Below are 21,862 nucleotides of genomic sequence, written 5' to 3' on the forward strand. Positions count from 1 at the left end.
GCTATCCGTCGGTAAAAACGCGCTGTACGGTGTCTGCATCGATGGCAAAGCGATCCCGGAACATGGCTTCTTGTTTGACGGTCAGGGGGGTGACAGGCACAGGTTTGACCGGCTTTTGTCGGCTGTCATTAGACGTGTTGTGACTGCGCACAAACATGGCTGGGCCCTCAAAACTCACAGTAGGCATAAAGCGGCTGATTTTTTCATGGGCAAAGTTCATGATCGTCAGCGGGCTGCCCCCTTTGATCTGCATCCCCAGGCCGGCAACATAGAAAGGGCGAAAAATTTCGGTCGCGGCGATACCCTTTGGCCCAAATTCTGCAACGAAACCCTTGTTCCAATCAAACGCGACGGTGCGATGTTTGGCCGTCAGGGCAGCGCAATCCGCAGAGGCGGCGCGCAGTTTATCGATGAAATCTACGGCGACCGCGTCATCATCATCATAGCGAAACTGCAAGCAGGGTTCATTTGGTTTTCGACGCGCGCTATTTAGGATCTCCTTCATCACCTCGCGCTGCGGACGTGGGGGTTCCGCGTGCAGGCGCACCTGTGGCATGTCCTCAACGAGGGCATGCAAGCGATCCAAGTGATGTTTTGGCAATTGATCGCCAATCACGATGATCAGCTCAAAATCATCGTCCGTTTGGTGCTTGAGGCAGGGCAGGGCGACGGTTTCCAACAGGCGAAAACGTTCTTCCAGCCTCGCCTCGCCGTAGAGATAGCGGATGCGGTCGTCGGTTGTGTCGTGTTCCACTTGAAATCCGCCCAAAGCGGGGTAGGAAAAACGGCACAGGCCGATGGTCTGCATTAAGGCGTCTCCGGGTGCTGACGGCGGTTGCGCAGACTATGGGCGGAGGGCAGCCGCGTTGGCAACCCGGATCGACGGGCAGGTAGTGTTGACAGGCTGCGCGACTCCTCTTATACGCCGCTTTATATCGGAGCTAGGGGTCGCCCTATGCACTGAAATCAGAACTTAAGTGGTCACGATCCGGCCCCCTATCGGCCCGGTCCTCTGTTAGCCCACCGCCTCGTTTTCCTCGGTACGGAAACGTTGCGGTCCAAATGCTTTGCGGACGCGCGAAGTGGTCGAATTTTGTCGCATGGAGGATGCTCCTTCATGCACCCATGTGAAGCTAAACGGGGAAATCCTGAATGCCAACGATCCAACAGCTGATCCGCAAACCGCGCCAGCCCAAAGTTAAACGCTCGAAGTCTATGCACCTAGAAGCGTGTCCGCAAAAACGTGGCGTTTGTACGCGCGTTTATACAACGACACCGAAAAAGCCGAACTCGGCCATGCGTAAGGTTGCCAAAGTGCGCCTGACAAACGGTTTCGAAGTCATCAGCTATATTCCGGGTGAGTCGCACAACCTTCAGGAGCACTCTGTGGTTCTGATCCGTGGCGGCCGTGTCAAAGACCTTCCCGGTGTCCGTTACCACATTCTGCGTGGTGTTTTGGATACCCAGGGCGTCAAGGACCGTAAACAGCGTCGTTCGAAGTACGGTGCCAAGCGTCCGAAGTAATTCTCGTGGCGGGGGCGATCCCCGCCAGACCATCCGACACTTGCGCGGGGTTAATCCCTGCCGCCCGCTAAGAGGAAGACACCTAAATGTCACGCCGTCACGCCGCTGAAAAACGCGAAATCCTGCCAGACGCCAAGTATGGTGATCTGGTATTGTCCAAATTCATGAACAACCTAATGATCGACGGTAAGAAATCCGTCGCGGAGCGTATTGTTTATAACGCTCTCGACCGGGTTGAGACCAAGATTAAGCGCGCCCCTGTGGAAGTTTTCCACGAAGCGCTCGATAACATCCAGCCATCCGTCGAAGTGCGTTCGCGCCGCGTTGGTGGTGCCACCTACCAGGTGCCCGTCGAAGTGCGTCCAGAGCGTCGTCAGGCGTTGGCGATCCGTTGGTTGATCAAAGCTGCGCGTTCGCGCAACGAGAACACCATGGAAGAGCGTCTTGCAGGCGAGCTAATGGATGCGGTGCAATCGCGCGGTACAGCCGTCAAAAAGCGTGAAGACACGCACAAGATGGCCGATGCGAACAAAGCATTCAGCCACTACCGCTGGTAAGATATTGAGATCGGGGCCCGGATCCGCTGGGCTCCTGACCTTTTTCAAAGCACACTCCTGAGGAAGCTTTCAAATGGCACGCGACTATCCCCTCGAACTGTACCGTAACTTTGGTATCATCGCGCATATCGACGCCGGTAAAACCACATGTTCCGAACGTATCCTGTATTACACGGGTAAAGAGCATAACATTGGCGAAGTGCACGACGGCGCTGCGACAATGGACTGGATGGAGCAGGAGCAGGAACGGGGTATTACTATTACTTCCGCTGCGACGACGACATTCTGGGAACGCACAGAAGACGGCGTAACGCCGGATTCTGCTAAGCACCGCATGAACATCATCGACACGCCGGGTCACGTTGACTTCACGATTGAAGTTGAGCGTTCTTTGGCTGTTCTCGATGGCGCGGTTACCGTTCTTGACGGTAACGCCGGCGTTGAGCCGCAGACTGAAACTGTTTGGCGTCAGGCCGACCGTTACAAAGTTCCACGCATTGTGTTCGTCAACAAGATGGACAAAATCGGCGCGGACTTCTTCAACTGTGTTGCACAGATCGAAGACCGTACAGGTGCCACAGCCATTCCAGTCGGTGTTCCGATTGGTGCAGAGACAGAGCTTGAAGGTCTTATTGACCTCGTGACCATGGTCGAGTGGGTCTACATCGGTGAAGATCTTGGCGCGACTTGGGAAAAACGCCCGATCCGCGCTGATTTGCTGGACATGGCCACCGAATGGCGTGGCAAGATGATCGAAGCCGCCGTCGAAATGGACGACGACGCGATGGAAAACTACCTGATGGACGGCGCAGAGCCGGACGTTGCGACGCTTCGTGCATTGCTGCGTAAGGGTACGTTGTCTATGGCTTTCGTTCCTGTTCTGGGCGGTTCCGCGTTCAAGAACAAAGGTGTTCAGTTCCTTCTCAACGCTGTAATCGACTATCTGCCCAGCCCGCTGGATGTTGTTGATTACATGGGCTTTAAGCCCGGTGACGAAGAAGAAATACGTGACATCCCGCGCCGTGCGGATGATGATATGGCGTTCTCTGGCCTCGCATTTAAGATCATGAACGACCCTTTTGTTGGCTCTCTCACGTTTACTCGCGTCTATTCGGGTACTCTGAGCAAGGGCGACACTCTTTTGAACTCGACTAAGGGTAAGAAAGAGCGCGTTGGTCGTATGATGATGATGCACGCTATCGACCGTGAAGAAATCACGGAAGCATTTGCGGGTGACATCATCGCGCTTGCAGGTCTGAAAGACACCACAACAGGTGACACGCTTTGTGCGGTCAACGATCCTGTGGTTCTGGAAACCATGACGTTCCCCGATCCGGTTATCGAAATCGCGGTTGAGCCTAAAACAAAGGCCGACCAAGAGAAGATGTCCACCGGTTTGGCCCGTCTGGCTGCCGAGGATCCATCCTTCCGCGTTGAAACGGATATCGAATCCGGTCAGACCATCATGAAGGGCATGGGCGAACTTCACCTCGATATCTTGGTTGATCGTCTGAAGCGTGAATTCAAAGTTGAAGCCAACATCGGTGCGCCACAAGTGGCATATCGTGAGACTGTCAGCCGCGAAGCTGAGATCGTTTACACCCACAAGAAGCAATCGGGTGGTTCAGGTCAGTTCGCTGAAGTGAAGATGATCATCACTCCGACAGAACCCGGCGAAGGTTATTCGTTCGAGTCTCGTGTTGTTGGTGGTTCGGTGCCAAAGGAATACATCCCTGGTGTCGAAAAAGGGATCAAATCAGTCATGGACTCCGGTCCATTGGCGGGCTTCCCGGTCATCGACTTCAAAGTGGCGCTGATCGAAGGCAAATACCACGACGTTGACTCCAGTGTTCTTGCGTTTGAAATCGCAGGTCGCATGGGGATGCGTGAAGGCATGAAGAAAGCCGGCGCGAAATTGCTGGAACCGATCATGAAGGTCGAAGTGGTGACACCTGAAGAATACACAGGCGGCATCATCGGCGATCTGACTTCACGTCGTGGTCAGGTACAGGGTCAAGACACTCGCGGCAACGCGATTGCTATCGAAGCTTTTGTACCGCTCGCCAACATGTTCGGCTACATCAACACGTTGCGGTCAATGTCGTCGGGTCGTGCGAACTTCTCGATGCAGTTCGACCACTACGAAGGTGTGCCACAGAACATCTCCGACGAGATTCAGGCCAAATTTGCATAATCGGGACGGCGGGGACAACCCCGCCCTACCCAAATCGTAGGGTGGGCTATTCGCCCACCACCCAAAGACTGAAAAAGGAGCCACACCATGGCAAAGGAAAAGTTTGAACGTAACAAGCCGCACGTGAACATTGGCACGATTGGCCACGTTGACCACGGCAAGACGACGCTGACAGCGGCGATCACCAAGTATTTTGGTGACTTCCAAGCGTATGACCAAATTGACGGCGCGCCCGAAGAAAAAGCCCGTGGGATCACGATTTCCACAGCGCACGTGGAATATGAGACTGAAGCACGTCACTATGCGCACGTCGATTGCCCCGGCCACGCGGACTACGTCAAGAACATGATCACCGGTGCTGCCCAGATGGACGGCGCGATCTTGGTTGTGAACGCGGCCGACGGTCCAATGCCCCAGACGCGCGAGCACATCCTGCTGGGCCGCCAGGTTGGTATCCCAGAGATGGTTGTCTACATGAACAAGGTGGATCAGGTTGATGACGACGAGCTGCTTGAGCTGGTCGAAATGGAAATCCGTGAACTGCTTAGCAAGTATGAGTACAACGGCGACGACATGCCTGTTGTACCGGGCTCTGCACTTGCAGCCTTGGAAGGCCGCGATCCTGAGATTGGCGAAGAGTCGATCAAAAAGCTGATGGCAGCTGTTGACGAATGGATCCCAACGCCCGAGCGCGCGATTGACCAGCCGTTCTTGTTGCCGGTGGAAGATGTGTTCTCGATCTCTGGCCGTGGTACGGTTGTGACCGGTCGTATTGAGCGTGGCGTGATCAACGTGGGCGACAGCATCGAAATCGTTGGCATCCGCGACACGAAGACAACGACGTGTACTGGTGTTGAAATGTTCCGCAAGTTGCTGGATCGTGGTGAAGCTGGCGATAACGTTGGCGTTTTGTTGCGCGGCATCGACCGTGAAGGTGTTGAACGCGGTCAGGTTCTGTGTAAGCCGAAGTCGGTTATGCCACACACAAAGTTCGAGGCCGAGGCGTATATCTTGACCAAAGATGAAGGTGGCCGTCACACGCCATTCTTTGCGAACTATCGTCCACAGTTCTACTTCCGTACGACGGATGTGACCGGTACCGTGAACCTGCCCGAGGGCACAGAAATGGTCATGCCGGGCGACAACCTGAAGTTCGACGTTGAGCTGATTGCGCCGATCGCTATGGAGCAAGGCCTGCGCTTTGCGATCCGCGAAGGTGGCCGTACGGTTGGTGCCGGCGTGGTATCCAAGATCACTGAGTGATCAATCGAGGTGGGCAGATCGTCCACCTCACAACAAGCTTTGCAAGCGGCCACCCAATTGGGTGGCCGTTTTGCGTTCAAGAGCCGCGCGAATTTTGCGGCGTTAAGGCACTGACATTTTGTTGCTGCTAGGTTAGGATTTGGTATGAAGAATCTCCTACACTCTTTGCGCACGGTTTGTTTGGCCGTATTTATCCTTTCTCCGCTCAGCGTTTGGGCGGCAGATTTCGATCGCTTTGTCGGCAACTACGAAGGCAGTGCGGATGTTGTAATCGGTGACGAAGCAAAGCCGCGAGATATCAAGACCTTGATCGAGGCGGATGGTGACGGCTTCACCCTGCGTTGGACGTCAGTGATTTATCGCAACGATGGCGACGTTGCGGAGAAGGTCTTTATGGTGGATTTCGACCCTAGCCAACGACCCAGCATTTATAGCTCCGCAATGAAATCGAACCTCTTTGGGAAGCAAGTTCCGCTTGACCCTTTAAAGGGGGAACCGTTTGTCTGGGCACGGTTTGAGGGCGACACGTTCACCGTTTATTCGCTCTATATCAACACTGTCGGTGAATATGAGTTGCAGGAGTACCACCGGACTTTGACCGAAGGTGGTTTGAATCTGCTCTTTCGCAGAGTTAGAAATGCAGTGCCGGAAAAAGAAATCACAGCATTTATAAAGCGGCAGGACTGACCCCCCAAATGACGCGGCAGGTTACGTCCGGCGCAGCGGTGAAGGCAGATCATGTCACATACTGAGCCATCTACGCGCGCCGATGATCTCAAATTCCTACAAGTAGCGCTTGAAGAAGCGCAGGCGACCGTCCGGGCGTATGACACCAAAGCGCAGATCGTTGGGATCGGTTACACTTTCGCACTCAATATCGTAGCGGTCGTTGTGGGCGGTTTGCCAGGGGCAAGCGGTGGAGAGCCTCTGTATATTTTGCTGTTCTGGCTGATCGTCATGGCTCCGTTGTTTCTGTTTGGGTATGTCCTTTATCCGTCGCGCCGGCTCGCCCCACAGGTGAAGGCAGGCACAGAGGTAGTGTTGCGGCGCGTACTTTATGTTGAGACCGCCCGTCATAAGACGGTTGAAGACCTTCAGAGCGCCGTCCATGGCAGCGACTGGGTGTCTGAGCTCTCTTTTGAGCTTCTCAAGGTATCGAAACTGCGGGAGCTAAAGCGTGGCCGATTTGTCCGCGCGCTCATTGCGACCTGTGTGTCATTTGGGATGCTTGCGTTGTTGCAGCTTTGGACGGCGCTTTAACAAAAATCCCGCTCTTTGCGATTGATGAGGCGGCCTCGTGACCCTAGTTAAAAAACGCCGAAGCGCGTTGAAAATCTCTTTGGCTGGGAAGACCAAATCTGCCAGTTTAACGGGCCTGTGATTGTCGCGGACGGCAGCCACGCACATAGACCACGAGCGGGCCGGAAAGAAAGTTGCGTGATCGCTTCGCAGGGACTTGCCACCCAAGCCTAACCCCCCTATAGCACCGTCAACCGCTCGGGGTGCGTCAACACGCGCCCTGTTTGGTTTTGACACCAAGACGCGATGAGGCGGGCCGATGAGCGGTTCTCCTCCAATCCGTTGACATCCCAATGTAAGGGATTTGCACATGGCTGCTAGCCAAAACATCCGCATTCGCCTGAAGGCGTTTGACTACCGGGTGCTTGATGCCTCCACTCAGGAAATCGTCAACACTGCTAAGCGCACAGGCGCTTCTGTTCGCGGCCCAATTCCGCTGCCGAACAAAATCGAAAAATTCACCGTTCTACGTGGTCCCCACGTTGACAAGAAATCCCGTGACCAGTTCGAAATCCGCACGCACAAGCGCCTGCTGGATATCGTTGATCCGACCCCCCAGACCGTAGACGCGCTGATGAAGCTCGACTTGGCTGCTGGTGTGGACGTCGAGATCAAGCTGCAGTCTTAATCGTAGGAGGGTAATATTATGTTGCGCTCAGGCGTTATTGCAAAAAAGATGGGCATGACCCGTCTATTCATGGAAGACGGAAAGCAGATCCCTGTAACCGTTCTTCTGCTCGATGGCCTTCAGGTTGTTGCACAGCGTACCAATGAGAAGGACGGCTACACAGCTGTTCAGCTCGGTGCCGGTACAGCCAAGGTCAAACGGACATCTCAGGCGATGCGGGGCCACTTTGCCGCTGCTAAGGTTGAGCCCAAGCGCAAGGTAGCGGAGTTCCGTGTGGACGCCGATGCTATGATCGCTGTCGGTGAGGAAATCATCGCGGATCATTACTTTGCAGGCCAGTATGTCGATGTGGCGGGTACGTCTATCGGTAAAGGCTTTCAGGGTGCGATGAAGCGTCACAACTTCGGCGGTTTGCGCGCGACACACGGTGTTTCGATCAGCCACCGTTCGCATGGCTCTACAGGTCAGTGTCAGGACCCGGGTAAAGTTTTCAAAGGCAAGAAAATGGCCGGTCACATGGGCGCTGCCCGTGTCACCACGCAGAACCTTGAGGTCGTAAAGACCGACACGGCGCGTGGATTGATCATGGTCAAAGGCGCTGTTCCCGGCTCCAAAGGTGGTTGGGTGACAGTTAAGGATGCGGTGAAGAAGCCGTTCCCTGACAGTGCTATCGTTCCCGCTGCTTTGGCATCCGCTGCCAAGGAAGCCGCGAAAGCAGCCGAAGAAGCAGCCGCAGCCGCAGCAGCCGAAGCAGAAGCAGAAGCAGCACGCCTTGCAGAAGAGCAAGCCGCCGCAGAAGCAGAACAGCTGAAAGCCGCAGAAGCTGATATCGCAGCCGATAAAGCAGACGACGCAGGTGCTGCGCCCGAAGCTGAGAAGAAGGAAGGTGACGAATGAAACTTGATGTCATCAAACTCGACGGCGGCAAGGCCGGTTCGGTAGACTTGGACGAGGCCCTGTTTGGTCTTGAGCCACGCGCCGACATCCTGCACCGCGTCGTCCGCTGGCAGCGCAACAATGCGCAAGCCGGTACGCACAAGGTAAAGACACGCTCCGAGGTCAGCTATTCGACCAAGAAGATCTATCGTCAGAAAGGCACCGGCGGCGCACGCCACGGCGCACGTTCTGCACCGATCTTCCGTGGTGGTGGTATCTATAAGGGCCCAACGCCCCGTAGCCACGGCCATGAGTTGACCAAGAAGTTTCGTAAGCTGGGCCTGCGCCACGCACTGTCTGCAAAGGCAAAAGCGGGTACGCTGGTTATCATCGAAGATGCATCCTCGGACGGCAAAACCGCCGCTCTGGCCAAGCAGGTCAAAGCACTCGGTTGGAAGCGCGCGTTGATCATCGACGGTGCAGCCGTAAACGAGAACTTTGCGCAAGCCGCGCGCAACATCGAAGGCCTGGATATCCTGCCAACGATGGGCGCTAACGTCTATGACATCCTCAAGCGTGATACACTTGTGATCACCAAAGCGGGGATCGAAGCACTGGAGGCCCGATTGAAATGACCGCCAAGCATGAACACTACGATGTGATCCGCAAGCCGATCATCACTGAAAAGGCGACCATGGCATCCGAAAACAACGCTGTTGTTTTTGAGGTGGCCATTGGCTCCAACAAGCCACAGATCAAAGAGGCCGTTGAGGCATTGTTTGGTGTGAAGGTGAAGGCCGTGAACACGACCATCACCAAAGGCAAAGTAAAGCGCTTCCGTGGCCAACTCGGCACACGTCGCGACGTCAAGAAGGCTTACGTTACGCTCGAAGAGGGCAATACGATTGACGTTTCCACCGGGCTGTAAAGCTCTAGGTTGAATATGAATTACGAAGGGCCCTCGCATCAGCGGGGGCCTTTTGTGTTGGGGCAGGTGGGTATGCGGAGCGGCTGAATACCGCTGTTGCAGTCACTGCCCGATAATAAATGCTTGCATTTGATGTGGAAATGGCGCATTCGGCACCTGCGACGTTACTATATCTATCGGCATTACTGCTCCTTACGGCTCAGTCATACGATCTATCACTGACTTAGCCGACCTGCCGCATCCTGCGGGCAGACACTATTAAGGAATACAACAATGGCCACTGGTACAGTCAAATGGTTCAACACAACTAAAGGTTTCGGTTTTATCGCCCCCGATGGCGGCAGCAAAGACGTGTTCGTACACATCTCTGCCGTTGAGCAGGCAGGCCTTACAGGTCTGAGCGACGACCAAAAAGTGACTTTCGACATCGAAGCAGGCCGTGACGGCCGCGAAAGCGCAACAAACATCCAACTGGCATAAGCCGGGTTCCCCGCGGGGAGCAATGTTTGAATGAATTGGAGGGGCGTATCGGGAACGATGCGCCCTTTTTCATTTGTGGACCCTGCGCCTTATGTTCTGAGTGCCTGTGCAGCCGGCGGCACTGTCGCGAATGAGCAAGGCTCCCGACGCAGGCCTCGAATGTCTGTTTCGAGTCAAGCCACCAGGCTTGGAATGGCTATCCGGTAGTCAGCGAGCGATCCGGGTATGTGGATAAATCCATTTCCATTAACGCGCAGCCTCGATGTTGGCTGATCCCTTGAAATGGCTTTCGTCCGTGAAATTCGAAAGTACTGTAGCCGATCAAATGAAGTTCGTCGAAGCCGACATTTTTGAAAACCCGTTGTGATATTTGGTTTGTTGCCTCGGTGAAGGCCAAACCGTACCCGAGGTTTTTTGCCTGCTCTAAGCAAGACTGTACCAAGTTTTGCGCAATCCCTTTCCCTGAGAAATCATCACGCACAGCAATCATGAATATGTGCAAAAATTCACCGGGCCCAATTTCATGAGCGTTTGCAAAAATTTCCTCCAGCTCATCCAGGAGCGCAATTACCGGTTCGGAGCTCAGGTCTACGTCCTCAATTTCACTCGGAGGTGCCCGGCCAAAATCATGTGTTAGGACAGCGCCGACAATTTCACCGGAAACCGATTCCACAGCGACTGAAGACAAGCCTTCCCTTGCGGATTTCGTTCCGAATATGGCGGCAATCTTTTCGAGTTTTCTGGGTGAGAACTGAGTCGCCATTGCAGGAGGATCTCGTCTGCTGAAGACGTCTCCAAGAAGCCGCGACATCTCGACATTGTCCGCACAAGACATTCCCCGAATAACGATCCCTTGATCCCCCAACCTGCAAGTCCTCCAAATTATGGCCGCGATCAGTGTCGCATCGCGAGTTCAAATTTTGGATCATTTTCGGGCAAGTGGTCAATGACTGCTTTACCAGCGTACAGTCGTCGCGTTCGTGTATTGGTTGGGCAAAAACGCCAGATGCTTGTTTGGAGCCCAAAGCGAAGTATGTAGGACCGGCAGCTAGAGCTGGGACTCGCTGTCTTTACGAACGTAGGGCGCATCACCTGAATTGCCGAACTGTCATTCCGCCGTCCAGTTTTGGCTTTGGGTTTTCGGCAAGCTATGCGACGCTTCAATTATTGTAAGAAACAAAGGAATAATCAGATGGCATTTTCATCAATATCTCATTGGACAACGACGGAATGGAATGACGAGCTTGAAGCGATTGCACGAGATAAATTCGTGCCGCTCATCCTCGCGGTAGGGGCGTCTGGTGTTCAGATGATCCGCACAGGTGATCTGACCTTTACCGTCGTGACTTCATACTCCGACGAAGCGACTGCAAACGCTGCGCAGGCCAAAGTTGCGGAAATTCGCGCTCAGGCAGCTGATGAATTACCGATGTCTATGAACAGCATGGAAGCTGGAAGTATCTTTGCAAGCGGCTAGACGGTTCGCCTGCCGAAATTGAACACAACAACGCTCCGGTATTCCGGGGCGTTGTTTGCATCTTGGGCTATGCAGCTGTGGGTAAGCCAATGGTCCAACAGCAATCTTGGTTACAGAGCCTAACGGGAGCTGATGTGTCTGGATGTATCGGTCTGCATAGTGCCAAATTTCGTGCAGCAACAGATGGCAAGCCTAAGCCGCGAGGCTAGGGGCCACCTTCTGCACCCGCTTTAAGGGCGGCACCTTATGTTCATGAGGTTTCGGGCGGATTTGCGCAGCTAAGACCTTGACCCGTCCTGCGCCCTAACCTAAACGACACCATCGACATAGCCCCGGATTCGTCCGGGGCTTTGCCTTTGTTCGCAAGAACATCTCTACGGGCACCTACGGGGGCCTACAAACCACAGCGGCCCTCGCGCCGCTCACAAGCAAAACGGAAGACAGACAACATGGCACTAAAGTCGTACAAACCGACGACGCCAGGCCAGCGTGGGCTGGTACTGATCGACCGTTCGGAGCTTTGGAAAGGCCGCCCGGTTAAAGCCCTCACAGAGGGTTTGACCAAAAATGGCGGACGGAACAACACCGGACGGATCACGATGCGTCGCAAGGGTGGTGGTGCAAAGCGCCTCTACCGGATCGTAGATTTCAAACGGAACAAGCTGGATATCGCAGCCACCGTTGAGCGGATCGAATATGACCCGAACCGGACTGCGTTTATCGCACTGGTAAAATATGACGATGGCGAGCAGGCCTATGTGCTTGCCCCTCAGCGTCTTGCTGTTGGCGACAAGATCATCGCCTCTGCCAAGGCCGACATCAAACCCGGTAACGCGATGCCTTTCTCTGGCATGCCTATCGGTACGATTGTCCACAACATCGAGATGAAGGCCGGTAAGGGTGGTCAGATCGCGCGTGCGGCGGGCACCTATGCTCAGTTCGTTGGCCGTGATGGTGGTTATGCTCAGATCCGTCTCAGCTCGGGCGAACTGCGCCTGGTACGTCAGGAATGCATGGCCACCGTTGGTGCCGTGTCCAACCCTGACAACTCCAACCAGAACTACGGTAAAGCGGGCCGCATGCGTCACAAGGGCATCCGTCCTTCTGTACGTGGTGTCGTGATGAACCCGATCGATCACCCGCACGGTGGTGGTGAAGGCCGTACGTCTGGTGGTCGTCACCCGGTGACGCCATGGGGCAAGCCGACAAAGGGTGCAAAAACCCGGAACAAGAACAAAGCGTCAAGCAAGCTGATCATCCGCTCGCGGCACGCCAAGAAGAAGGGGCGTTAATAGATGTCTCGTTCAGTATGGAAAGGTCCTTTTGTCGACAGCTATGTCCTCAAGAAGGCCGAAGCGTCCCGTGAAAGCGGCCGCAACGAAGTGATCAAGATCTGGTCGCGTCGCTCTACGATCCTGCCACAATTTGTTGGCTTGACGTTCGGCGTGTACAACGGTCGTAAGCACATCCCAGTAAACATCAGCGAAGAGATGATCGGTCAAAAGTTTGGTGAATTTTCACCAACGCGGACCTACTATGGTCACTCCGCCGATAAAAAAGCGAAGCGGAAATAAGCCATGAGCAAGGATAAAAATCCCCGCCGCGTGGCAGATAACGAAGCACGTGCAAAACTGCGCATGCTGCGTACCAGCCCGCAAAAACTGAACCTCGTTGCAGCAATGATTCGCGGCAAAAAGGTGGACAAGGCCCTTACGGACCTGACGTTCTCCAAAAAGCGGATCGCGCTGGATGTGAAGAAATGCCTTCAATCCGCGATTGCAAATGGCGAAAACAACCACAACCTCGACGTGGATGAACTGATCGTGGCCGAGGCCTATGTCGGTAAGAACCTGATCATGAAGCGTGGTCGTCCGCGGGCACGTGGCCGTTTCGGCAAGATTATCAAGCCGTTCTCGGAAATCACGATCATCGTGCGTCAAGTTGAGGAGCAAGCCTAATGGGTAACAAAGTAAATCCGATTGGCATGCGCCTTCAGGTTAACCGCACTTGGGACAGCCGCTGGTACGCCGACACGAAAGACTATGGTGACCTTCTGCTTGAAGACCTCGCCATCCGCGCTTTCATCAAGAAAGAGTGTCATCAGGCTGGTATCGCCCGTGTGATCATCGAACGTCCGCATAAGAAGTGCCGCGTTACGATCCACACAGCACGTCCGGGTGTGATCATTGGCAAGAAAGGTGCAGACATCGAAGGTCTGCGTCAGAAAATCGCCAAGATCACCGAGTCCGAGCTGCACCTCAACATTGTTGAGGTTCGTAAGCCCGAACTGGACGCGGCATTGGTTGGCGAAAGCATTGCACAGCAGCTGGAGCGCCGGGTTTCTTTCCGCCGCGCCATGAAACGTGCCGTGCAGAACGCCATGCGTATGGGCGCCTTGGGCATCCGCGTGAACCTTGCGGGTCGTCTTGGTGGTGCTGAAATCGCGCGTACCGAATGGTACCGTGAAGGTCGCGTGCCATTGCACACACTTCGTGCCGATATCGATTATGCCCATGTTGAGGCGATGACTGCTTATGGCATCATCGGCATTAAGACATGGATCTTTAAAGGTGAGATCATGGAACATGATCCATCCGCGCATGATCGTAAGTTACAGGAACTTCAAGACGGTCCAGCACCTCGCGGTGCCGGCGGTCGTCGTTAGGGAGTAGATAGATGCTACAGCCAAAACGGACGAAATTCCGCAAGCAGCACAAAGGCCGTATCAAAGGCTTAGCAAAGGGCGGGTCTGACCTGAACTTTGGCACCTACGGTCTAAAAGCGTTGCAGCCTGAGCGCGTTACCGCGCGTCAAATCGAAGCCGCACGTCGTGCCATGACGCGTCACATGAAGCGTCAGGGCCGTGTCTGGATCCGGATTTTCCCGGACGTGCCGGTAACCTCCAAGCCTACCGAAGTTCGGATGGGTAAGGGTAAAGGTTCCGTCGATTACTGGGCCTGCAAAGTCAAACCTGGCCGCGTTATGTTTGAAATCGATGGCGTCAATGACGACATCGCCCGCGAAGCCCTGCGCCTCGCTGCGATGAAGCTGCCGATCAAAACACGCGTCGTTGTACGCGAAGACTGGTAAACCCATTGCCCCGCTAGCGGGGCGATGTAGCGGATGCAGGATCGTTGCACCGCAAATGCCCGTTCCGCCAACGGTAGAATAAGAAAAGCCCCCGCTGAGAAATCGGCGGGGGCTTTTTTATGCGAAGATTGGAGAAAGTAACTGGCGACCCTTGAGTTCGTGAGTTTGAGTTTAGCCGCCGGGTTTTCGATAGCTCTGCTTGCCTTTGCGGGAACTGCAGCTGCCCAATTATCAAGAATTGCTGCTAATGCCGGTGGAGAATGAATGCGGCAGCTTTTCGACGGGTTGAAATTTGTTGATGGGTTAGTTCAAATTGCTTTGATGTTGCCCGCAGTCTGGCAATTGGGCGTTTCCCCGAGGAAAAAGAACTTAACGTTCGCTTTGGTTCAACTCATCAAGAACTGATCGTGGGCGCAAATGCCGAGCCTCTTGCGGATCAAATGCGCAAAGAGAATGTAGACTATAAGTGGCGTCTGGGTGGGTAGTGCCCTGACCACCCCAACAGGGCGCTCCTATCTCGCCTACCTTTCGGTTTGGGCGCGTTATGATTTAACGAGCTTAGTCAGCTCTTCAGGCACTGGCCAATGTCCGGCCAGACGCCTATCATTGTGCGGAACCTCAACAGCTGCACAAAGGTTACCCCACTATGAAACAAGTTCCCAAACCGACCACAGACGAGGACCTCATCCAGCAGTTTCTCAACAAAGGTGGTGAGATCAAAAAGGGCAAGACAAAGCCGATGCCTGCGGACCTTGGCCTCAGTAACAATCAGTGGGGCAACAAAATGACCAAAGAAGAAAAGGCCGCCGTGAAGGCGATCGATGACGCCAGAAAGCTGGCTACCCCCAAGCGTAGTTAAAGCTAACGCTGATGCGGTCGTCTTCTACCATGTTCATAGGGACTTCGTGACGCAGCCAGCTTTCCCAGAGCAGCACGTCCCCGACATTGGGGGCGACATAGATGAATTGCCGCAGCGCTTCGGGCGCGTCTTTTGCCCGGGCAGGTGAGGCCATCATCATCGCCAGACGGGGGTCTTCGAACTTAATAGCTGAAGCGCCTTCGGGCATTGCCACGTAAGTTGTACCAGAAATCACCGAATGAGGATGGATGTGCGCCGTGTGGATGCCGCCCTCAGGCAAGATGTTGATCCAAAGACTGTCCAGCTTTAGCTTTTTGCCATCCAAATCAAAGGCAAGATCCTTGGCGAAGGCCTTCACATGCTTATCCAAGGCCTTTTTGAGATCTTTGAAGATCGGAAAGCGCCAGGGCAGGTCGGTCAGGGATGCATAAGACGTGTAGCCGGGAAAGTCGTTTTCCTCGCACCAGTTTTGCCCTGCTTCGTCATCCTCGGCGACGGAAAGGCACGACGCTTCCAACTCTTCTGCATCGACGGGTTTGCCGCGCTCTGACAGGGCGGCGTGATAAAGGCGGGTCGCAAAGAGCGATTTGATATCTGACATGTCTTGTTCATAACGCACTGCTTGGTCAGTCGCCAGCATCCTTGATACACATCCCAAACGTCCCACAGCCCAGCGGGATAAGGGGTTGCGCCACGCAGATAACCCTCCTATACGGCGGACTTCACCCCACTCCATCGGGAATCAGGGTCACGCTTTTGCGGCCTGCCGGTGATGTTGAAAAGGACAGCGTCAATGAACGCCAAAGAACTACATGACAAGACGCCGGACCAGCTCCGCGATGAGCTTGTCAATCTCAAGAAAGAAGCATTCAACCTGCGCTTTCAGCAAGCCACTGGCCAGCTGGAAAACCCTGCACGTTTGCGCTCCGTTAAGCGTGACGCAGCCCGTGTTAAAACAGTGTTGAACCAAAAAGCCGCTTCTGCGGCGACAGCGGAATAAGAGGAGCCTGAGAAATGCCCAAGCGTATCCTGACAGGCACCGTGACATCCGATGCCAATGCACAAACAGTAACTGTATCCGTTGAGCGTCGCTTTACGCACCCAGTTCTGAAAAAGACAATCCGTCGGTCCAAGAAGTATCGGGCCCACGACGAACAAAACACATTCAAAGTGGGCGATAGCGTCCGCATCATTGAATGTGCGCCTCGCTCGAAAACCAAACGTTGGGAAGTGCTGACTGCCGCTGAGGCATAAGTCCTACCTGCTTAATCGAAACCCTGGGGGAGAAGGCCACGCATCGGCCCCCCAAAGGTCGGGAGAAACCAAATGATCCAGATGCAGACCAACCTGGATGTTGCTGACAATAGCGGCGCTCGCCGTGTTCAGTGCATCAAGGTACTGGGTGGTTCCAAGCGTAAGTACGCATCCGTCGGCGACATTATTGTCGTGTCGGTAAAGGAAGCCATCCCTCGCGGTCGTGTGAAAAAAGGCGATGTCCGTAAGGCCGTCGTTGTTCGCACCGCCAAGGAAGTACGTCGCGACGATGGCACCGCCATTCGTTTCGACCGCAATGCCGCAGTTATCCTCAACAACAACAACGAGCCAATTGGCACACGTATCTTTGGGCCAGTTGTGCGTGAGTTGCGTGCGAAGAACTTCATGAAAATCATCTCACTTGCACCGGAGGTACTGTAGTCATGGCTGCCAAACTTCGTAAAGGTGACAAGGTTGTCGTGCTGACTGGCAAGGACAAGGGCAAAGAAGGCACAATCGCCTCCGTTGATCCAAAATCCAACAAAGCCATCGTGGACGGGATTAACATCTCTATCCGCGCAACACGCCAAACCCAGACAGACCAGGGCGGTCGCATCCCTAAGGCGATGCCGATTAACCTGAGCAATCTGGCAATCAAAGACGCGAACGGCAAAGCCACCCGCGTTGGTTTCAAGATGGAAGGCGACAAAAAAGTGCGCTTTGCCAAGACAACAGGGGATGTGATCTGATGCTTGACGATGCAAAATACACACCCCGCCTGAAGGCGCAGTACATGGACACAATCCGTCCTGCGATGAAGGAAGAGTTCTCTTACAAGAACGACATGATGATCCCGCGTTTGGACAAGATTGTTCTGAACATTGGTTGTGGTGCCGCGGCTGTACGTGACAGCAAGAAAGCCAAATCTGCTCAGCAAGACCTGAGCACGATTGCTGGCCAAAAAGCGCTGACCACATTGGCCAAGAAATCCATCGCTGGTTTCCGCGTCCGTGAAGATATGCCGTTGGGGGCCAAAGTGACCCTGCGCGGCGAGCGGATGTATGAATTCCTGGACCGTCTAATCACGATCGCAATGCCTCGTATCCGCGACTTCCGCGGCGTACCAGGCAAATCCTTTGACGGCCGTGGCAACTATGCCATGGGCATGAAGGAGCACATCGTGTTCCCCGAAATCGACTTTGATAAAGTTGATGAAACTTGGGGAATGGACATCGTTATCGCCACGACTGCGGATAACGACGCTGAAGCCAAGGCACTGTTGAAGCATTTCAACATGCCCTTCAACTCGTAAGCGCGGGAAGGATTAGACATGGCTAAGAAATCTATGATCGAACGCGAGAAGAAGCGTGAAGCGCTGGTGAAGAAATTCGCCGCGAAGCGTGCTGCTCTCAAGGAAATCGTAAGTGACGAAAGCAAGCCGATGGAAGAGCGTTTTCGCGCTTCGCTGAAGCTGGCAAAACTGCCTCGCAACTCAAGCGCTGTGCGTCTGCACAACCGCTGCCAGTTGACGGGCCGTCCTCACGCCTATTACCGCAAACTTAAAATCTCGCGTATCGCGCTGCGTGATCTTGGCTCAGCAGGCCAGATCCCGGGCATGGTCAAGTCGAGCTGGTAAGGAGAGCATATTATGAACGATCCTATCGCAGATATGCTGACCCGCATTCGTAACTCTTCGATGCGCGGCAAGTCCACCGTCATGACGCCAGCTTCCAAGCTGCGCGCCTGGGTATTGGATGTGCTGGCTGATGAAGGCTACATTCGCGGCTACGAAAAGATGACGGGCGCCGACGGCCACCCTGCCATCGAGATCAGCCTCAAGTACTACGAAGGTGAACCTGTTATTCGCGAACTTAAGCGGATTTCAAAGCCTGGTCGCCGCGTCTACATGGGCGTCAATGATATTCCGGTGGTCCGTCAGGGCCTTGGCGTGTCGATTGTCTCCACCCCACAGGGTGTGATGTCGGATGCATCTGCACGGTCTGCCAACGTTGGCGGCGAAGTGCTCTGCACCGTATTCTAAGGAGAAAACGATGTCTCGTATTGGTAAAAAACCGGTCGAAATGCCCAGCGGAGTATCCGCAAGCGTTTCCGGCCAGACCATCGAAGTGAAAGGCCCTAAGGGGACCCGTAGCTTTAAGGCGACTGATGATGTGACCTTCACTGTAGAGGACAATATTGTTACTGTGACACCGCGCGGCAAGTCCAAGCGCGCACGTCAACAGTGGGGTATGTCCCGCACGATGGTGGAAAACCTCGTCACTGGCGTTACAAATGGTTTCAAGAAAGAGCTGGAAATTCAGGGTGTGGGTTACCGCGCCGCGATGAACGGCAACACCTTGCGACTGAACCTCGGCTTGAGCCACGATGTTGATTACACGCCGCCTGAGGGCGTCACTGTAACAGCACCAAAGCAAACCGAAATCGTTGTGGAAGGCATTGACGAACAGCTTGTTGGTCAAGTCGCTGCGAACATCCGCGCTTGGCGCAAGCCCGAGCCCTATAAGGGCAAAGGCATCCGCTACAAGGGTGAGTTCGTCTTCCGCAAAGAAGGCAAGAAGAAGTAAGGATAGCTCAGATGGCAAACAGCAAAAGACAACTGTTTCTGAAACGCCGCCTGCGCGTTCGGAACAAGCTTCGCAAGGTCAACGCGGGGCGCATGCGCCTTTCGGTGCACCGCTCCAACAAGAACATCAGCGTCCAGCTGATCGACGATGTGAACGGCAAGACTCTCGCCGCCGCATCTTCGCTCGAAAAAGATCTGGGCGTTGTGGGCAAGAACAACATCGATGCCGCAACCAAGGTGGGTACCGCAATCGCGGAACGTGCCAAGAAGGCTGGTGTTGCTGAGGCCTATTTCGACCGGGGTGGTTTCCTTTTTCACGGTAAGGTGAAGGCTTTGGCCGAAGCTGCACGTGAAGGTGGCCTTAAGATCTAAGACTTGAAGGCGGCACGTGATGTGCCGCCTCGATGATCCGGGGGCTTTGGCCCACTAGGATTGATATAAAGAGGGTGCCATGTTGCGCCCGCATTGACAGGAGGCCAGCATGGCCAGAGATCCAAACCAGCGGGGCGGTCGTCGCGACCGCGATGAGAACCCCGAATTCACAGACCGCCTTGTCGCGATCAACCGCGTTTCCAAGACCGTTAAGGGTGGTAAGCGCTTTGGCTTTGCAGCTCTTGTGGTTGTAGGCGATCAAAAAGGCCGCGTCGGTTTCGGCAAAGGTAAAGCGAAAGAGGTCCCTGAGGCCATTCGCAAAGCCACCGAGCAGGCAAAGCGACAGATGATCCGCGTTCAATTGCGCGAAGGCCGTACACTGCACCACGACATGCACGGTCGCCACGGTGCCGGCAAAGTTATCATGCGTTCAGCTCCTGAAGGTACTGGTATCATCGCTGGTGGTCCAATGCGTGCTGTCTTCGAAATGCTCGGCATTAAGGACGTTGTGTCCAAGTCGATCGGTTCGCAGAACCCTTACAACATGATCCGCGCCACGATGGACGGTCTGCGTAAAGAATCCTCACCTCGCTCTGTCGCTCAGCGTCGCGGCAAGAAGGTTGCGGACATTCTGCGTACGCAGGATGCGCCTGTTGTTGATCAAGCACCCGCGACTGAGGAGGCATAAGCATGGCCAAGACGATCGTCATCAAGCAGGTGGGTTCACCCATCCGCCGCCCTGCAGACCAGAAAGCAACATTGGTTGGTTTGGGTCTGAACAAAATGCACCGTGTGCGCGAGCTGGAAGATACACCGTCTGTTCGCGGTATGATCCGGAAGATTTCGCATATGGTCGAGATCATCGAAGAAAAAGGCTAACTGCATCTGCAGACGGCCCAAGCTCTTCGCTTTGAATTATTAGACGCCCTGCATCATGTGTAGGGCGTTTTTTATTGGAGCGTAGGGTATCCTACCTGGAGCTGACGTTCCCGACCGCGGATCATGGCAACGACGATCGCCCCGCTGAGGGCAAAGAGGTAGAATGGGTAGGCCAACAGCACCCAATCAACGCGACCGACTGACAGCATGGCGAGGACCGCTGCCAGCAACGAGCACACCCAAGTCGCCATCGTCTCTGAGCTTGGGTCGCGGAGGGCCTTTGTGACGGTCACCGACCCGCCAATCAGTGAAATCGCAATCGTAATCGCCAATGCGTAGCCTGCATTTTCCGTAATTGACCACAGTGCCAATCCGATGCCAGCGAGCACCAGCACCCAGCAGTCACCGCCTTGCAAGCAACGCCCGGTACCGCGAGTGATCGACAGCAGGAAGATCAAAACTGTGCCACCAACCTGCGTTGCAGCGAACCAAAGAGATTGCACCGCTCCTTCGTAGATCTGTGAGCATAGTGCGACGCTGCCCAGAGTTGACCAGATGAGCCAAGACGCCCTTTGAGGCCTGGTGCGCTCTGCCAGAGTGTCTCTTATGTAAGGAAAAAAGGCGTAGCAGCTTAAAAGTGCCGATGCCATACCAAGCAATTGCCATGGCGAAATGCCATGAGTTACGGGTTCAAACACACCGCGTCTCCGAAAAATGTAGCCCAACAAAAGGGCGCTAAAATTAGTTGTGCGCAGCTGAAAATATAGTGCCGCTGGGATTACCGTAACTTTTTGGACAGGTGTGTCAAATGATCCATGCTCAGGGTAAGGAATACCGTACCCCAACGGGCCCGATTTAGGGGCCACAGACATCCGGCGGCCAAAAACGCAATGGATTTGAAATGTTGCAGTATAGGTGGGGGTTGAACGGGCGTTCGGCTAGGTCTATACGCCCCCGGTGGACCTGTGTGTCCGCCTTAGAATCGTAACGCCGCGTTTGCTCACTCCCGTCGCTGGGGAGCACTTCCGGCAAAAGGAGAAGCGACAATGAAACTGCATGAACTTTCAGACAATGATGGCGCAACCAAACGACGCAAGCGCGTTGGTCGTGGCCCAGGCTCCGGCACCGGTAAGATGGGTGGCCGTGGTATCAAAGGTCAAAAATCCCGTTCGGGTGTTGCGATCAATGGTTACGAAGGCGGCCAGATGCCCTTGTACCAACGTTTGCCAAAGCGTGGCTTTAACAAGCCGAACCGCAAAGAATTTTCCGTTATCAACCTTGGCCTGATCCAGAAATTCGTGGACGCAGGCAAGATTGATGGCAAAAAAGCCATCGACGAAGATGTGTTGATTGCGTCCGGCCTGGTACGTCGCAAGCTGGACGGTATCCGCGTTCTGGCAAAGGGCGATGTGACCGGCAAGCTTGACCTAAGCGTGACTGGTGCGTCCAAATCCGCCATCGCGGCAGTGGAAAAAGCGGGCGGTAGCTTGACAGTGACGGCGCCAGTAGCGACGGCTTCAGCTGAGTAACCCAACCTTGTGACTTGTGAGCGGCTAGCAAGCCGCTTACATAATAGTTCGAGTTTTCCTTAACGCCGC

At 54.5% G+C, this 21,862-nt stretch carries 34 protein-coding genes; 30 read left to right on the top strand and 4 right to left on the bottom strand.

Annotated features, from left to right (window positions below):
* Position 1 precedes the first annotated feature (1 nt).
* Complete coding sequence (locus C1J03_RS03200; RefSeq protein WP_114883636.1) at positions 2-808, bottom strand: putative rhamnosyl transferase; 807 nt, start codon at positions 806-808, stop codon at positions 2-4.
* A 344-nt stretch (positions 809-1,152) separates the two neighbouring features.
* On the opposite strand from C1J03_RS03200, the gene rpsL reads away from it, so the two are divergent.
* From rpsL to C1J03_RS03255, 11 genes are all read left to right on the top strand, one after another.
* Positions 1,153-1,524, top strand: coding sequence for a 30S ribosomal protein S12 (gene rpsL / locus C1J03_RS03205; protein ID WP_114883638.1), 372 nt, complete (start codon positions 1,153-1,155; stop codon positions 1,522-1,524).
* A gap of 86 nt (positions 1,525-1,610) precedes the next feature.
* Positions 1,611-2,081 carry a 30S ribosomal protein S7 gene (gene rpsG, locus C1J03_RS03210; protein ID WP_114883640.1) on the top strand — a complete coding sequence of 157 codons (471 nt, stop codon included), beginning with the start codon at positions 1,611-1,613 and terminating at the stop codon, positions 2,079-2,081.
* Positions 2,082-2,154: 73 nt separating this feature from the next.
* A complete protein-coding gene (gene fusA / locus C1J03_RS03215) occupies positions 2,155-4,275 on the top strand; it encodes an elongation factor G (RefSeq protein ID WP_114883642.1) in 2,121 nt (706 codons plus the stop codon).
* 87 nt (positions 4,276-4,362) lie between these two features.
* The gene (gene tuf / locus C1J03_RS03220) at positions 4,363-5,538 is read left to right on the top strand and encodes an elongation factor Tu (RefSeq protein ID WP_114883529.1); all 1,176 of its coding nucleotides are present in this window, start codon (positions 4,363-4,365) and stop codon (positions 5,536-5,538) included.
* 144 nt (positions 5,539-5,682) lie between these two features.
* On the top strand, positions 5,683-6,225 hold the full coding sequence (locus C1J03_RS03225) for a hypothetical protein (protein WP_114883644.1): 543 nt from the start codon (positions 5,683-5,685) through the stop codon (positions 6,223-6,225).
* Between the two features lie 51 nt (positions 6,226-6,276).
* Positions 6,277-6,798: a hypothetical protein gene (locus C1J03_RS03230; protein ID WP_114883646.1), complete on the top strand. Its 522-nt coding sequence runs from the start codon at positions 6,277-6,279 to the stop codon at positions 6,796-6,798.
* Positions 6,799-7,147: 349 nt separating this feature from the next.
* Positions 7,148-7,465 (top strand): 30S ribosomal protein S10, encoded by a 318-nt coding sequence (gene rpsJ / locus C1J03_RS03235; RefSeq protein ID WP_025063450.1) that lies wholly within the window; start codon positions 7,148-7,150, stop codon positions 7,463-7,465.
* A gap of 18 nt (positions 7,466-7,483) precedes the next feature.
* Positions 7,484-8,362 (top strand): 50S ribosomal protein L3, encoded by an 879-nt coding sequence (gene rplC / locus C1J03_RS03240; protein ID WP_114883648.1) that lies wholly within the window; start codon positions 7,484-7,486, stop codon positions 8,360-8,362.
* Entirely contained in the window at positions 8,359-8,976 is a 618-nt protein-coding gene (gene rplD, locus C1J03_RS03245; RefSeq protein WP_114883650.1) for a 50S ribosomal protein L4, read from the top strand. The genes rplC and rplD overlap by 4 nt, the downstream gene beginning before the upstream one ends.
* Positions 8,973-9,269, top strand: a complete 297-nt coding sequence (locus C1J03_RS03250) for a 50S ribosomal protein L23 (protein WP_114883652.1) — start codon at positions 8,973-8,975, stop codon at positions 9,267-9,269. The genes rplD and C1J03_RS03250 overlap by 4 nt, the downstream gene beginning before the upstream one ends.
* A gap of 273 nt (positions 9,270-9,542) precedes the next feature.
* Entirely contained in the window at positions 9,543-9,749 is a 207-nt protein-coding gene (locus C1J03_RS03255) for a cold-shock protein (RefSeq protein ID WP_025048099.1), read from the top strand.
* Between the two features lie 196 nt (positions 9,750-9,945).
* On the opposite strand, the gene C1J03_RS03260 is transcribed toward C1J03_RS03255, so the two are convergent.
* Positions 9,946-10,512: a GNAT family N-acetyltransferase gene (locus tag C1J03_RS03260; protein ID WP_216825891.1), complete on the bottom strand. Its 567-nt coding sequence runs from the start codon at positions 10,510-10,512 to the stop codon at positions 9,946-9,948.
* 429 nt (positions 10,513-10,941) lie between these two features.
* Here C1J03_RS03260 and C1J03_RS03265 point away from each other — a divergent pair, with 429 nt between their 5' ends.
* From C1J03_RS03265 to C1J03_RS03295, 7 genes are all read left to right on the top strand, one after another.
* Positions 10,942-11,226, top strand: a complete 285-nt coding sequence (locus C1J03_RS03265; RefSeq protein ID WP_114883656.1) for a hypothetical protein — start codon at positions 10,942-10,944, stop codon at positions 11,224-11,226.
* A gap of 449 nt (positions 11,227-11,675) precedes the next feature.
* Complete coding sequence (gene rplB / locus C1J03_RS03270; protein WP_114883658.1) at positions 11,676-12,518, top strand: 50S ribosomal protein L2; 843 nt, start codon at positions 11,676-11,678, stop codon at positions 12,516-12,518.
* A gap of 3 nt (positions 12,519-12,521) precedes the next feature.
* The gene (gene rpsS / locus C1J03_RS03275) at positions 12,522-12,800 is read left to right on the top strand and encodes a 30S ribosomal protein S19 (RefSeq protein WP_114883660.1); all 279 of its coding nucleotides are present in this window, start codon (positions 12,522-12,524) and stop codon (positions 12,798-12,800) included.
* A gap of 3 nt (positions 12,801-12,803) precedes the next feature.
* On the top strand, positions 12,804-13,184 hold the full coding sequence (rplV, locus tag C1J03_RS03280) for a 50S ribosomal protein L22 (RefSeq protein WP_114883662.1): 381 nt from the start codon (positions 12,804-12,806) through the stop codon (positions 13,182-13,184).
* Positions 13,184-13,891 (top strand): 30S ribosomal protein S3, encoded by a 708-nt coding sequence (gene rpsC, locus C1J03_RS03285; protein ID WP_114883664.1) that lies wholly within the window; start codon positions 13,184-13,186, stop codon positions 13,889-13,891. Before rplV ends, rpsC begins: the two co-directional genes overlap by 1 nt.
* A gap of 11 nt (positions 13,892-13,902) precedes the next feature.
* Entirely contained in the window at positions 13,903-14,316 is a 414-nt protein-coding gene (gene rplP, locus C1J03_RS03290) for a 50S ribosomal protein L16 (protein ID WP_114883666.1), read from the top strand.
* 646 nt (positions 14,317-14,962) lie between these two features.
* A complete protein-coding gene (locus C1J03_RS03295; RefSeq protein ID WP_114883668.1) occupies positions 14,963-15,175 on the top strand; it encodes a hypothetical protein in 213 nt (70 codons plus the stop codon).
* Here the strand turns inward: C1J03_RS03295 and C1J03_RS03300 are convergent.
* Positions 15,156-15,776 (bottom strand): 2OG-Fe(II) oxygenase family protein, encoded by a 621-nt coding sequence (locus C1J03_RS03300; protein WP_114888819.1) that lies wholly within the window; start codon positions 15,774-15,776, stop codon positions 15,156-15,158. The genes C1J03_RS03295 and C1J03_RS03300 overlap by 20 nt on opposite strands.
* A 192-nt stretch (positions 15,777-15,968) precedes the next feature.
* Here C1J03_RS03300 and rpmC point away from each other — a divergent pair, with 192 nt between their 5' ends.
* The 11 genes from rpmC (at position 15,969) to rpmD (ending at position 20,264) form a co-directional block, all read left to right on the top strand.
* Positions 15,969-16,175: a 50S ribosomal protein L29 gene (rpmC, locus tag C1J03_RS03305; protein ID WP_114883670.1), complete on the top strand. Its 207-nt coding sequence runs from the start codon at positions 15,969-15,971 to the stop codon at positions 16,173-16,175.
* A 14-nt stretch (positions 16,176-16,189) separates the two neighbouring features.
* The gene (gene rpsQ / locus C1J03_RS03310) at positions 16,190-16,429 is read left to right on the top strand and encodes a 30S ribosomal protein S17 (protein WP_114883671.1); all 240 of its coding nucleotides are present in this window, start codon (positions 16,190-16,192) and stop codon (positions 16,427-16,429) included.
* Between the two features lie 72 nt (positions 16,430-16,501).
* Positions 16,502-16,870 carry a 50S ribosomal protein L14 gene (gene rplN / locus C1J03_RS03315; RefSeq protein ID WP_013963207.1) on the top strand — a complete coding sequence of 123 codons (369 nt, stop codon included), beginning with the start codon at positions 16,502-16,504 and terminating at the stop codon, positions 16,868-16,870.
* 2 nt (positions 16,871-16,872) lie between these two features.
* On the top strand, positions 16,873-17,178 hold the full coding sequence (gene rplX, locus C1J03_RS03320) for a 50S ribosomal protein L24 (protein WP_114883672.1): 306 nt from the start codon (positions 16,873-16,875) through the stop codon (positions 17,176-17,178).
* Positions 17,178-17,741 (top strand): 50S ribosomal protein L5, encoded by a 564-nt coding sequence (gene rplE, locus C1J03_RS03325; RefSeq protein WP_114883673.1) that lies wholly within the window; start codon positions 17,178-17,180, stop codon positions 17,739-17,741. Before rplX ends, rplE begins: the two co-directional genes overlap by 1 nt.
* 18 nt (positions 17,742-17,759) lie before the next feature.
* Positions 17,760-18,065 carry a 30S ribosomal protein S14 gene (gene rpsN, locus C1J03_RS03330; RefSeq protein WP_114883674.1) on the top strand — a complete coding sequence of 102 codons (306 nt, stop codon included), beginning with the start codon at positions 17,760-17,762 and terminating at the stop codon, positions 18,063-18,065.
* Between the two features lie 12 nt (positions 18,066-18,077).
* The gene (gene rpsH / locus C1J03_RS03335; RefSeq protein ID WP_114883676.1) at positions 18,078-18,470 is read left to right on the top strand and encodes a 30S ribosomal protein S8; all 393 of its coding nucleotides are present in this window, start codon (positions 18,078-18,080) and stop codon (positions 18,468-18,470) included.
* Between the two features lie 10 nt (positions 18,471-18,480).
* A complete protein-coding gene (gene rplF, locus C1J03_RS03340; RefSeq protein WP_114883678.1) occupies positions 18,481-19,014 on the top strand; it encodes a 50S ribosomal protein L6 in 534 nt (177 codons plus the stop codon).
* Between the two features lie 11 nt (positions 19,015-19,025).
* Positions 19,026-19,385: a 50S ribosomal protein L18 gene (gene rplR / locus C1J03_RS03345; RefSeq protein WP_114883680.1), complete on the top strand. Its 360-nt coding sequence runs from the start codon at positions 19,026-19,028 to the stop codon at positions 19,383-19,385.
* 109 nt (positions 19,386-19,494) lie between these two features.
* On the top strand, positions 19,495-20,073 hold the full coding sequence (gene rpsE, locus C1J03_RS03350) for a 30S ribosomal protein S5 (protein ID WP_114883682.1): 579 nt from the start codon (positions 19,495-19,497) through the stop codon (positions 20,071-20,073).
* Between the two features lie 2 nt (positions 20,074-20,075).
* Positions 20,076-20,264 carry a 50S ribosomal protein L30 gene (rpmD, locus tag C1J03_RS03355; RefSeq protein ID WP_114883684.1) on the top strand — a complete coding sequence of 63 codons (189 nt, stop codon included), beginning with the start codon at positions 20,076-20,078 and terminating at the stop codon, positions 20,262-20,264.
* 71 nt (positions 20,265-20,335) lie between these two features.
* On the opposite strand, the gene C1J03_RS25220 is transcribed toward rpmD, so the two are convergent.
* Positions 20,336-20,767 (bottom strand): hypothetical protein, encoded by a 432-nt coding sequence (locus tag C1J03_RS25220; RefSeq protein ID WP_162798434.1) that lies wholly within the window; start codon positions 20,765-20,767, stop codon positions 20,336-20,338.
* A gap of 543 nt (positions 20,768-21,310) precedes the next feature.
* On the opposite strand from C1J03_RS25220, the gene rplO reads away from it, so the two are divergent.
* Positions 21,311-21,793, top strand: a complete 483-nt coding sequence (rplO, locus tag C1J03_RS03365; protein WP_114883688.1) for a 50S ribosomal protein L15 — start codon at positions 21,311-21,313, stop codon at positions 21,791-21,793.
* Positions 21,794-21,862 lie beyond the last annotated feature (69 nt).

Source organism: Sulfitobacter sp. SK012 (assembly GCF_003352085.1).
Taxonomy (GTDB): Bacteria; Pseudomonadota; Alphaproteobacteria; order Rhodobacterales; family Rhodobacteraceae; genus Sulfitobacter.